General features: G+C 30.0%; 12 protein-coding genes and 1 tRNA gene. 6 read left to right on the top strand and 7 right to left on the bottom strand.

The window, feature by feature from the left end:
- Positions 1–147: 147 nt before the first annotated feature.
- Positions 148–780 (top strand): bifunctional 2-polyprenyl-6-hydroxyphenol methylase/3-demethylubiquinol 3-O-methyltransferase UbiG, encoded by a 633-nt coding sequence (locus tag EQ921_RS12125; protein ID WP_128331841.1) that lies wholly within the window; start codon positions 148–150, stop codon positions 778–780.
- Between the two features lie 695 nt (positions 781–1,475).
- A complete protein-coding gene (locus tag EQ921_RS12120; RefSeq protein WP_128331840.1) occupies positions 1,476–2,402 on the top strand; it encodes a DUF3829 domain-containing protein in 927 nt (308 codons plus the stop codon).
- A gap of 177 nt (positions 2,403–2,579) precedes the next feature.
- Here the strand turns inward: EQ921_RS12120 and EQ921_RS12115 are convergent, their stop codons facing one another.
- From EQ921_RS12115 to EQ921_RS12100, 4 genes are all read right to left on the bottom strand, one after another.
- A complete protein-coding gene (locus tag EQ921_RS12115) occupies positions 2,580–3,203 on the bottom strand; it encodes an L-threonylcarbamoyladenylate synthase (RefSeq protein ID WP_128149850.1) in 624 nt (207 codons plus the stop codon).
- A gap of 15 nt (positions 3,204–3,218) precedes the next feature.
- Positions 3,219–3,611, bottom strand: a complete 393-nt coding sequence (msrB, locus tag EQ921_RS12110) for a peptide-methionine (R)-S-oxide reductase MsrB (protein ID WP_128331839.1) — start codon at positions 3,609–3,611, stop codon at positions 3,219–3,221.
- Positions 3,612–3,728: 117 nt separating this feature from the next.
- Complete coding sequence (locus tag EQ921_RS12105; protein ID WP_128331838.1) at positions 3,729–4,757, bottom strand: AI-2E family transporter; 1,029 nt, start codon at positions 4,755–4,757, stop codon at positions 3,729–3,731.
- Positions 4,758–4,772: 15 nt separating this feature from the next.
- Positions 4,773–5,207 (bottom strand): type II 3-dehydroquinate dehydratase, encoded by a 435-nt coding sequence (locus EQ921_RS12100; RefSeq protein WP_128149844.1) that lies wholly within the window; start codon positions 5,205–5,207, stop codon positions 4,773–4,775.
- 98 nt (positions 5,208–5,305) lie between these two features.
- On the opposite strand from EQ921_RS12100, the gene EQ921_RS12095 reads away from it, so the two are divergent.
- From EQ921_RS12095 to EQ921_RS12080, 4 genes are all read left to right on the top strand, one after another.
- Positions 5,306–5,389 (top strand) — tRNA-Leu (locus tag EQ921_RS12095).
- 259 nt (positions 5,390–5,648) lie between these two features.
- Positions 5,649–6,773, top strand: a complete 1,125-nt coding sequence (locus tag EQ921_RS12090) for a DEAD/DEAH box helicase (RefSeq protein WP_128331837.1) — start codon at positions 5,649–5,651, stop codon at positions 6,771–6,773.
- A gap of 17 nt (positions 6,774–6,790) precedes the next feature.
- Entirely contained in the window at positions 6,791–7,075 is a 285-nt protein-coding gene (locus EQ921_RS12085; RefSeq protein ID WP_128149840.1) for a hypothetical protein, read from the top strand.
- Between the two features lie 292 nt (positions 7,076–7,367).
- Positions 7,368–8,315 (top strand): lysophospholipid acyltransferase family protein, encoded by a 948-nt coding sequence (locus EQ921_RS12080; protein WP_128331836.1) that lies wholly within the window; start codon positions 7,368–7,370, stop codon positions 8,313–8,315.
- A 49-nt stretch (positions 8,316–8,364) separates the two neighbouring features.
- Here EQ921_RS12080 and EQ921_RS12075 read toward each other — a convergent pair whose 3' ends face one another.
- From EQ921_RS12075 to EQ921_RS12065, 3 genes are all read right to left on the bottom strand, one after another.
- The gene (locus EQ921_RS12075; protein ID WP_128331835.1) at positions 8,365–10,374 is read right to left on the bottom strand and encodes a BCCT family transporter; all 2,010 of its coding nucleotides are present in this window, start codon (positions 10,372–10,374) and stop codon (positions 8,365–8,367) included.
- A gap of 665 nt (positions 10,375–11,039) precedes the next feature.
- Positions 11,040–11,675 carry an NAD(P)H-dependent oxidoreductase gene (locus tag EQ921_RS12070; RefSeq protein ID WP_128331834.1) on the bottom strand — a complete coding sequence of 212 codons (636 nt, stop codon included), beginning with the start codon at positions 11,673–11,675 and terminating at the stop codon, positions 11,040–11,042.
- A 21-nt stretch (positions 11,676–11,696) separates the two neighbouring features.
- The gene (locus EQ921_RS12065; RefSeq protein WP_128149832.1) at positions 11,697–12,155 is read right to left on the bottom strand and encodes a MarR family winged helix-turn-helix transcriptional regulator; all 459 of its coding nucleotides are present in this window, start codon (positions 12,153–12,155) and stop codon (positions 11,697–11,699) included.
- Positions 12,156–12,516: the final 361 nt, after the last annotated feature.

Below are 12,516 nucleotides of genomic sequence, written 5' to 3'. Positions count from 1 at the left end.
ACAGTCCTATTTTATTTAATAATATGAAAAAAGGTACAGAGTTTTAATCTGTGCCTTTTTTCATAATTAAAATATATTTTGCTTTCAATTGTCTACTCTTATAAGAGCGCTCTTATTAAATAATTAATAACAATAATAATAAGTATTATGGACACAAAATTTGAAACAAAACAATATTGGGAAAATGAATACAAAACAATAACCCAGTTTGATGGAGATGAGCCGGATCGCTGGATTAAAGCGTTGGAAAAAGAAAATAAAATAAAGGGAATGGTGTTGGATTCAGGGTGCGGGTCCGGAAGAACTTCTGTGTATCTTGCGCAGCTAGGCTATGATGTAACCGGAGTAGATATATCTTCCAACGCGATAAATAAAGCTAAAAATAAGTTAAAAACAGAAAAACTGACATTTCATCAAGGTGATATATGTGAATTTTCTGAATTTAAAAATTGTTTTGATACAATTATAGATATTGGTTGTTTTCATTCAATAATGAGTCACGAAGATTGTTTAAAATACACACAAAATCTCTTTCGGATTTCAAAACCTAAATCAAGAATATATTTAAGAGCCTTTAGTGACAAAAATATAAAACAAAATAGTAAGATGGATAAGCCAGGACTACCTGCTATATCAGAGCAGAAAATAAGAACATGTTTTCCAGCTGACTTTTGGAATATAGTTCAATGTGAAGAAAAAGAAATAGATTTGTTGGTTTATGGGAATCTTTATAAGAAAGGTTATTGTTGGTTTGTAGAAATTGAATGCAAAAAAAGATAAATGCAACTTCTAACTCCCAGATTATTATTGAATATCTTTAAACCGGTTAATCTTCATATCATCCGTACATTAAAAGGTTATTGGGAGTATTAAGTTTCTCAGTAAATTCCGAAGTAAGTGAATATTAAGGAATCTTTTTCAACCTATAATTCATCCCGCTTTCAATATGTTCGTTAAAAATACGGTTGAAAGCAGGATGAATTAAGCTGTAGGTGAGTTGAGTTGAAAATGAACACATTAACTCATTCTGAAATTTAATAAGATGCAAATTGAATATAGGCATTTAGAAAGTACGGTTCTTTTACTATGAAAGATTTTTTATAAAATTTAATATATAAAGTCTGATACTTCATAAATTTTTTTTTAATTTGGCATTAAGTAATAAATCATTTATTATGAATTTCGAAATAAATTGGGAATAAACAAATTAATCAATATAAATTTAAAATCGGTATCCAGGCAAGTGAATTTGCTTGAAATATTTATTGCCTACCAGATTTTGCACGAAAAAAAGATGTAAACATAAAGAACAGCAATTTATATCTTTGGTAAAACATGACTCTGTAGGTAAAAGAAGGTTTATATTAGTGTGATTTAATTTTTTTATGTTTTTTATTTAAAAACATAAAATTTTTTCAAAAAAAGTATGAAAATTTTCATTTAATCCAAAATAAAAATTGCTTAAAATAATAAAAATGAGAAAAATTTTAGTTTTAGTATTAGCACTGTCAGCTGTGGCAGTAAATACTAGTTGTAAGAAAGAAATAAATAAAATTGGAAATACCGTTTTAAAAAGTAACCTGTCTGATGCAAATGCTATAATAGATTTTAATAATAATTTTCTAGATTCTTATAAAAGTTCTACTGATAATATTGAAAGTATTTTAAAATATTCTCAGGCTGCAGAAACTAAAGCAAAAGGCGGAAGAGTATTAATTATGCCAATGGTCATAAATATTAGAGATTTTAATATTAGTAAAATAAAAGAAATTCCTTCAGGGTTTGGTAAAGATAAAAATGCTATCGAAAAAGATTTCAACACGTATAAAGCAAAAATTGAAAGTATAAGAAAAAAGAGTGAAGAATTAAAATCTTACATAAATGCTGAGGATTATAAAGATGACAGCGGAGCTAAAGCAGAAAGATTAAATAAGGAAATTGAAGCAGAAGCTCAGGCTTTTTATATTGTTGGCGAAAGTATAATTACTAAAATAAAACCTGCAACCGATCTGGCAGAAGAGGAAATTTTAAAAGATCATCCTATGAAGAAGTATATTATCTCTTCAAAAGGAATTATAAATTTGTTGGACTCTACAATGGAAATTTTGGAAAAACAGTATACGGGAGGGTTTAATGAGTCCGTTGCAAAAAACAAATATGATGAATTGGAAAAAGCCGTTGGAAACAATGAAAAGCTTGATTTTAACGTGACAGATTCTCAATATTCCAGCAAAAAAACGCAGTTTGAATCAGTAAATACAAAAGCGAGAAACTTTCTCGATAATTACCGGAAATTAATACGAAATTCTAAAGAGACCGGTACAATTTCTGACGGTGATATTAGGAGTTTGGACTCCTCATATGAATCTGTTCTAAGTTCTTATAACTCATTTGTAAAATAAACAATACTATAAATAATTATTCTGTTTACAAAATACAAAAATCTCTATCCGTTTTTTTGTTTTATAAGTTGGCAGCTAAGTATTTATAATATATAAAAATAACCTCCGGAGCAGATTTTATATAAATCCATCTCCGGAGGCTATTGTATATGTAAACTTGTAACTTACTTTAATTTGTTAAATATATAAATCCAGATCGCCTTTCCCTTTCCTTAAAAGAACGGGTTCGCCGGAAGTTACATCAACAACCGTAGAAGCCGTATAATCACCAACGCCGCTATCAATCACTAAGTCTACTAACTTATCATATTTTTCTGCAATTAATTCAGGATCTGTTGAGTATTCCATAATTTCGTCATCACTATGAGTAGAAGTAGAAGCAATGGGATAACCCAATTTTTCGACAATCATTCTTGGAATGTTATGATCAGGAACTCTGATTCCTACCGTTTTTTTGCTTTTATAAGTAGTTGGTAAGCTATTAGAAGCATTAAGAATAAAAGTAAAAGGTCCGGGTAAAGCTCTTTTAAGTAATTTAAATATAGTATTGTCTATAGGTTTGGAAAACTGAGATAAATTGCTTAAATCGCTGCAAATAAAAGAAAATTGAGCTTTTTCAAGTTTTACACCTTTTATTTTAGATAAGCGTTCCATAGCTTTATGATTAAAGATATCACAACCCAGTCCATAAACAGTATCGGAAGGATAAACAATAATTCCTCCTTTTTTTAGAACTTCCACTACCTCATTAATTTGTTTTTCTGATGGATTGTCTGGATGAATCTTTAAAATTTTTGCCATTTTATTTATTGACTTTTAATTCGTTTTTTCAAAATCAAGAGATACAGAATTAACGCAATAACGCAAACCTGTCTGTGTTGGCCCGTCATTAAATACATGTCCCAAATGACTACCGCAATTGGCACAAAGAATTTCCATCCGGGTCATGTTATGGGATCTATCTATTTTCTCGATAATTCTTCCTTTTTCAATTTCTCGGTCAAAACTTGGCCATCCGCAGTGTGAATCAAATTTTGAGTTACTGTCAAATAAAACCGCACCACAAGCTTTACAGGTATAAATTCCTTTATCAAAATGCATGTAAAATTTACCGCTATAAGGAGCTTCCGTACCTTTTTCCCGAAGCACATAATATTCTTCCGGTGAAAGTTCACTTTTCCATTCTTCTTCAGTTTTTTCAGTCTTCATGTCCTGTATATTAGATTCAGATATTTTTCTCTTACTAAGAAAAATAATAATGATAAAAATTAATAAAGTTTTATAAACACTTTTAAAATTGCAAATTCCGTTCCAATAATTAAATGCTTATTCTTTCGTATTTTTTTTATCAGAAAATTCATCAGTATAAACTTCAATCAGTAGGAAAAAACACGACAACAGAATAGGGCCGAAAATTAGTCCTAAAAATCCAAAGATATTCATTCCGAAAATGACACCGAATACAGTGATTAAAGGATGCACGTTATCAAGTTTTTTTAAAAGGGTAAATCTTACTATGTTGTCTGAAAGTCCCACGACGATCGTTCCGTATAAAAGTACGAAAACAGATTGCCAGGTTTGTCCGGAAGTAAAAAGCAGAATAGCAATAGGAACATATGCAAGAGCTGCCCCGACAATAGGTATCATGGAAGCAAAAGTAGTTACTGCAAACCAAAACCATAAATTGTCCAGACCTATAATTGTATATCCGATAACTGCTACTATCCCCTGAATTAAGGCTACTGCAGGAATACCTATAGCATTGGACTGAATCATCTTTTTTAATTTTTGTCCAAGTTTGATAGTGTTTTCATTTTTAATAGGAGACCATTTCATAAATGTGCTTTCCATTTTACGAATATTCATAATCATAAAAAAGAAAATAAAAAATGAAAAGAAAAATACGACTACAGAATTCATCGTAGAATTTAAAATCTGTGGAACAAACTTACCTGCCCAGGATGTGGCCTGAAGAATGTTGTCTTTACTCAGTATATTAAAATGATATCGGGCCTGTACGTCGTGAACGATTTTTGCAATTGATTCATTGATACTCTGAGAATAAGAAAGTGCTACCTGTACTTTTGAATAGGCTAGCTCTATAATGAGATAGACAGGGGCTGAAATGATTAAAATAGCAAGTAAAAATATAACCAGAACTGTAACCCATTTGTTCCATTTCTTCTTTTCTGTAAGAAACAGAAAAAAATTCCGGGAAAGAGCGTATAAAGTCGCTGCTCCTAGTAAGCTGGGTAAAAAAATAGCTAACTGGCTGATGATGAGAAAAAACAAGGCTATTATTACAAGAATGAATAATACTTGATGAATAACTTTTCCATTAATACGGTCTTTCATAAAAAATAATTTAGGTTAACTTTTTTTGTTCAGGCTGTTTGTGAAATAGTTAATTGCTTCATCGTAGCCGGGCAGGCCTTTTCCTTTTATTTGTAAAATACAGGCATCTCGGGTCACTGATATCTTTCTGAAATCTTCTCTTTTTTCAATATCAGAAATATGTATTTCAATAGCCGGCGTAGTTACTGATTTAAGTGCGTCGTGCAGAGCATACGAATAATGAGTTAATGCACCGGGGTTTATTACAATTCCATCATAACTGAAACCTACCTCATGAATTTTGTCTATCAGAAAACCTTCATGATTAGATTGAAAATACTCTAAATCTAAAGTATTGAATTTTTCTTTTAAATGCATAAAGTACTCATCAAAAGTTGTACTCCCGTAAATTTCAGGTTCTCTTTTTCCCAATAAATTTAGATTAGGCCCATTAATAATCAGTACTTTCATACCTTATTTTTTTTTACGAAGATATAAAAGATTAAAATATAGAATATAAATTTTGAAAGAAAAAAAATAATTAAGTATATTTGCCGTCACAATTCGAAGCCCGGGTGGCGGAATTGGTAGACGCGCTGGACTCAAAATCCAGTGATAGCAATATCGTGCGGGTTCGATTCCCGCCCCGGGTACTTTAACGCAATCGGTTTAATAAATACTGGTTGCGTTTTTTTATTTCATTTGATTTATAAGGCCAGTGAAAAAAACAGAAAAATATTTGACAGAAATGATATATTTAGGTTAATTATGGCTTAATTAAATTATTTTAATTAATTTATGCGTATATTTGCATTTACATAGCAATTTGTGTAGGCACTACGTTCAGTTTTCTCCCCCACTTCTTGTATTTAAAAACAATTTAAAATAGCTGAATAGCTATACATTCAATTTATGACTTTTAACGATTTAAATATCATTGAGCCCTTATTAAGAGCTTTAAATGATAAAGGATATAATTCACCTACCCCAATACAGAAAGAAACAATTCCTCATATACTTAATGAACGCGATGTATTAGGATTGGCGCAGACAGGTACTGGAAAAACAGCTGCATTTTTATTGCCTGTTATTCAACAGCTGGTACAAAAAGAAAATGTTGGAAAAAATAATAAAAAAGCAATAAAAGCATTGGTTTTAGCTCCGACAAGAGAATTAGCAATACAAATTAGTGATAGTTTTAAAGATTATACTACTTATTTAAATATTAATCACGGAGTTATTTTTGGCGGTGTAAACAAAGATCGTCAAATCAAAACATTGCAAAACGGTATAGATCTTCTAATAGCAACTCCCGGAAGGCTTTTAGATTTGATGAATCAAAAAGTAGTAGACTTAAGATTTGTTGAATTTTTTATTATAGATGAAGCGGATAAAATGTTGGATATGGGATTTATCCATGATATGAAAAAAATAATTCAATATTTGCCTAAGCAGAAGCAAACGCTTTTTTTTTCCGCAACTATGCCTTCTATGATAGCTTCGTTGTCAAAGAATTTACTATCAAATCCGGTCAAAGTAGAGGTAACTCCGGTTTCTTCAACCGTGGATACCATTCATCAGCGAGTTTTTTTTGTTGAAAAATCAGATAAAAATAAATTATTGGTAGATTTACTTTCAAAAAATAAAGATCAGCTGGCATTAGTATTTTTACGAACCAAACATGGCGCTGACAGAATTGTTAGAACTTTAAAAAAGGCGGGAATATTTAGTGAGGCAATCCATGGAAATAAATCTCAGAATGCACGTCAGCGCATATTAACTGATTTCAATTCAAGAAAAAATAAGATTTTAATAGCTACAGATATAGCAGCAAGAGGTATAGATGTAAGTCACTTGGAATTAGTTATAAATTATGATTTACCTAGTGAGCCTGAAACTTACGTACATAGAATCGGAAGAACCGGTAGAGCCGGTAATTCAGGAACTGCTTTTTCTTTTTGTTCTCAGGAAGAACAAAAAACGCTTAGGAGTATACAAAAACTTACGGGTAAAAAATTAGTCAGCGAAAAAGTTTAATTTATTAAATCATAAAAATGTCTAACTATATAATTAAAATTACTGATTCCAAAAAACTAAAAGATTACTATATGGAATACTCTACAGATAATTATTCACCGGTTTCTTCGGGTATGAATATCAGTAGTTTTAAGAATTGGTACAAGCATACTTATGGAAATACTGAATACGATAATTTAAAAGAAAAATTGTTGCTAGTTGAAAGTAACGGTTGTAGTGGACTGTATCCTTATGATACGGTTGAGTCTATTGTATTAGAAAGTATAGAAACATTAATATATCACTATTGCAATAATAATTAGACGACTAATTTTTTTGTATTTTGAATTTCAGCGAAGTATTTTAATAGAATTTTGTAAAAAAAATAAGCATCTGTTTTATATTTTATAGACAGATGTTTTCATTTAATACTAGACGTTTGAGGAGTTTGTCATGCCTAAACCTTTTATTCAATTAGTATACTTTATTAAGGAAATATACTAAATAAGTTTTTTAATCGTTATTGGAAGTATAAAGATTGAGATATTTATAAAAAAACGTTTGCAACAGATAAATATTTCAAATATAATCTTTTTATAACCTCTCTTAGTATATATGCAATTAATCAGTTTTTTAATCTTTTATCCATTATTATGGATAGTTTCAAAAGTTCCATTTAGAATTTTATACATTTTATCAGATATCTCTTATTGGGTTCTCTACAGAATTGTTGGCTACAGGAAAAAAACGGTAAGGGAAAATTTGCAGATTGCCCTTCCTCATTTTTCCGATTATAAACGAAAACAAGTTGAAAAGAAGTTTTATCAGCATTTTTGCGATAGTTTTTTAGAAATGATTAAAACTATGACTATTTCTGAAAGGGAAATGGAAAAGCGTTTTAAAATAAAAAATATAGATTTAGTTAAAGAGTTTGAAGCGAAAGGAAAAAGCGTCATTTTAGTCTGTGCACATTATTCCAGTTATGAATGGCTTTTAATCATGAACAAATATTTAAACTTTAAAGGTTTTGGAGTCTATAAAAAGTTGAGGAATAAATATTTTGATCAAATGATTAGAAATGTAAGAGGGAAATTTGGAGGGACATTGGTTAATTCTAAGGACATAAAAGATACACTGAAATCTAATCAGGAATCAGGAATTAAAGGTTATTATGGGTTTGTAAGTGATCAATCTCCTAAATTAAGAAAAGTAAATCACTTTACTCAATTTTTTGGGGTCAATGTGCCTGTTTTTACCGGGGCAGAATTTCTGGCTAAAAAACATGATATGAATATTATGTTTGTAAAAGGTAAAAAAGTAAAAAGAGGCTATTATACAGCTGAATTTGTATCTCCTAAAAAAGACATTTACGAATATTCGGACTATGAACTAACCGATGAATTTTTCAGACTATTGGAAAGTCAGATTCTGGAAGCTCCGGAATATTATTTATGGACACATAAGAGATTTAAACATAAGAAACTTAATACACCTTCAAAGTGTTCTCGGGTTTTTTGTCCTGTTTATCCATTAGTACTCAAACAGCAATTAAAAGTTTCGTAACGGTTTACTTTTTTTATTGGATAAAAACTTTGTTTAATTTTGGAATTTATTATGTATTAATAATAATTTCATTTTCATTATCAGATATTAAAGTTATGAATCGTTCATACTCTCTTAGTATATCAGCAATTATTTCATTTTTAGTCATATATTGTATATCGTGTCCTCTTCGTCCGTCGCTAAAATAAGTAATAGGCACAAACATGGTTCCTTTTTGAACATCAGGTGCATTATTTTCTTTAATCATAGAATCTGAAATTACTTGAGGCTCAGCAGAAACTCCGTAAACAAAATTTTTAAATTTATCATGTGTTATCACTAGTTCAATAGACAAATCAGGGGTCTCTTTTTTATTAATGACAGCTTCTATATTGTTATCAGATAGTTGGTTTTTAAACTCAGTGAATGCTACAAATACAACATCCTGAAAAAATGTTTTAACGTCTTTCTTTTTTGAAAATGTAAGAATTTGTTCAAGTCTGTTTTTCCAGTTGCTTCCATTCCAGGCAAAGCTCCCATACGAAAAATCGGATTGATGAAATTTTACGTCAACCTGTAAAGCTTTCCAGAGACAAAAACAAAGCAAGAGCATTATCAGGCCAAAGGGTAACGCAGTTATCAAGGTCATTGTTTGAAGTGATTTTAAGCCTCCGGATCTAAGCATTGCAAGTGAAAGAACGATTAATAAAATGCCCCAGAATATATTTTGCCACTTAGGGATTTTTTGATTTTGTTTGGAAGCGATACTGTTCATAACCAGGATTCCGGAATCTGCCGAAGTAACAAAAAATACCGTTATAATACCTATGGCTAGAATATTTAAAATTTTAGTAAGTGGAAAATATTCGAAAAATTTAAATAGTAATATATCCGGATTATTAACCATGGCGCCCAATGCCCCATCTGCCTCAAATTTATCTATCCAAATGGCACTGCTTCCGAAAATGCTCATCCATAAAAAATTAAAGATTGAAGGGATAATCAAAACCGCAATAATAAATTCTCGTATAGTTCTTCCCTTGGATATCTTAGCAATAAATAATCCCACAAAAGGAGCCCATGAAATCCACCAGGCCCAGTATAAAATAGTCCATTGAGAAAACCACTGCTGTCCATCGGTTTCAAAAGCGAATGTATTAAATGTTAAGCTGGTAAAATTGCTTATATAATATCCTACACCTTCACTAAAAGTTCCTAAAATATATATCGTAGGACCTGTGAAAAGAATGAAAAGCATAAACAATAAGGCTAAGAGTAAATTTAATTCACTTAATTTTTTAACTCCTTTATCTAAACCGCTTAATGTTGAGCCAATAGCAATAGACATGACTACAACGACAATAATAATCTGAAAGGTAAACCCGGGATTTTCAATCAGACCTGTGCTGGTGAGTCCAGCACAAAGTTGAACGATTCCAAAACCAAGGGTAGTAGCGATTCCGAAAAAAGTACTGCAAAGAGCAAAAGTATCAATTATATTTCCGAATGTTCCGTTTATTTTATCTTTTAGTAAAGGATACAATGCACTTCTAATAGCTAAAGGTAGTTTATATCTGTATGAAAAATAAGCAAGTATTAAACCAAGAGTAGCATAGATGGCCCAGGCGTGTATTCCCCAATGAAAAAAAGTATAGAGTTGTGCATTTTTTGCTCTTTCAATTGCATCACCACCCGGAATCGGAGGATTACTATAATGAGACATGGTTTCTGCTACTCCAAAATACATAAGACCTATTCCCATTCCTGCCGCGAAAAGCATAGCTATCCATGAAAAAAAACTATACTTAGGTTTTGAATTATCAGAGCCTAAACGAATATTTCCAAGCTTGCTCAATGCTAAAATGATTAGAAAAAGGATGAAAAAAGTAATCAGCAAAACATAAACCCAACTCAGTTTTTCGAAGATGTAACCTTGAATAATTAATAATATAGTATTAGCCTTTTCAGGGAAAAATCCGCAAAATATAGATACAAATACAATAACTAAAAGCCCTGGTAATGCAACAGACTTGGAAAAAGAGGTTGTGAATGATAGTTTTTGTTTAATAGACTTACTCATAATTTATTTTTAGCAAATAATTAAAATTAACCTGTTGGATTTGATGTAATAATGAGTAGTTATAGTTTCTTTTTTATGTTATATAGCACATAAATAGTAGACTAAAGACCGAAAAATTACGGCTTTATTTAAATTAGCAGGTTATAATTTATTTTGGTAAGGCAGAGTAGCAAAGTTAAGTATTTTTTTATAAATGATATTTGTAGCTATTTATGATTTTAAATTGCTTGTTTGTGTTAATTATCTCAATTGAAGGATTAAATAATTAATTTAGGTTAATTAAATTTAAAGAGATAAAGTTAATATTACAAATATTTAAGGTGTGAATAATTAAAAAAATGTTTATAAATTAATATATAAAATGTTTAAACATGCATCTCTTTATGAGTAACGTTTATAACTAATAAATATAATTCTGTTTTTTTATTTTTGTATTCTAATTATTTAAACTTGTGTATAAAAAAAGTAAATAAATATTATCTTATTCGGATAAAATGATTAAAAATACAATCATTTTACGGATTTCCGTATTTTAAAGTTCAGTTTATGGTGTACATTAGCAATAATAAAAATGTTATTCTCTTTTTTCATCGGACAACTGATTAATACAGAAAAGCCTTCTTTGTTAAAAAGAAGGCTTTTTTATTCAAATTGTTTAAACAATTTTATTTTATCTGAATTAAAAAATCTTTTTTAGGATGTCTCACCTTTTTCATATTAACCAACCAATCATTTTCTGAATCTCTATATCCTAGGGGTAGTACAGTTACACTTCTTAAATTTTGTTTTTTTAAGTCTAATAAATTGTCTAAAGCTTCATTATCAAAACCTTCCATCGGAGTAGTATCAACTTTAAGCTCTGCAGCAGCAGCAATTGATAAACCGAAAGCAATATAAGCCTGTCTAGCTGTGTGAGCAAAGTTTAGTTCATCTTCCTGATTAAGATAAATGCCTTTAATTCTGTCAGTATAGCTTTTATATGCATCATCTGGCTGATTGCGATTTTGTGTTATGTGACTGTAAATAGTATCAATTCTGTTTTCTGTATAAGTATCCCAGGCCGCAAAGACAAGAACGTGAGAACTGTCTGCAACTTGTTGTTGATTCATAGAGATAGGAACCATTTTTTCCTTAAGTTCTTGATTGGTAATCTCTATAATTTTGAATGGTTGAAGACCCGATGAGGTCGGTGCTAACCAGGCAGCTTCTATTATTTGATCGACTAAAGATTGTTCAACTTTTTTTGAAGGGTTAAATTTCTTAGTAGCGTATCTCCATTCTAATGCTTTTATTAATTCCATATTAATTTACAATTTGAAAAGTTATTTTATTAAATTATGTTTTGTTTTACATTTATTTGAAATGAAAGAAAGTAAATCATTTAATTGATTTCTTAAATCATCGAGGCGTCCGTCTTCATCACTAAGCTCTTTTTTTAAAATACAAGGTAATTCAGACACCAAAGGCTTCAGATTAATACCTTTCTCAGTCATATGAATAAGTACAATACGTTCATCATCTGCACAACGGCTTCTGCTTATCCATCCATTTTCCTCCATTCTCTTTAACAAAGGAGTTAACGTACCACTATCTAACCATAATCGTTCACCAATATCCTTTACACAACAGGTACCTGTTTCCCAAAGGACAAGCATTACCAGATATTGAGGATAGGTGAGTCCTAATTTTTCAAGATAAGGTCTGTATAAAGTTGTTATTTGTCTCGATATGACGTAAATAGGGAAACATAACTGTTCGTTGATACTAGGAATTTCTTTCATTATTTAATTAATTGTGTAAAATTAAATAGCGCACAATTTAAATACGAAAATTTATCATCATTTTTATTTATAGCAGACATCAGAAATTACTATGACAATGAAAAATTACTTATAAGATTAGATTTGCTGTAAATAAAAAAAGGAAATATATTATATTTCCTTTTTCAGATAAAAATATTATAAAATAACTACTAAATATGATAAGTTATAAATTATGTTCATTCTATTTGTACATTGTTTTAAACAAAAAAAGCAAGAACTTGTCACTTAACTTTCAATATTTAACTATCAAATTTAGACTAAATATGTATAACTTACATGAACAAAATTACCGTATTAAATTCTTAAATTATCACAACAG

This window comes from Apibacter sp. HY039 (assembly GCF_004023655.1).
GTDB classification, from domain to species: Bacteria; Bacteroidota; Bacteroidia; order Flavobacteriales; family Weeksellaceae; genus Apibacter; species Apibacter raozihei.
This window is presented reverse-complemented; position numbering and strand designations above follow the sequence as displayed.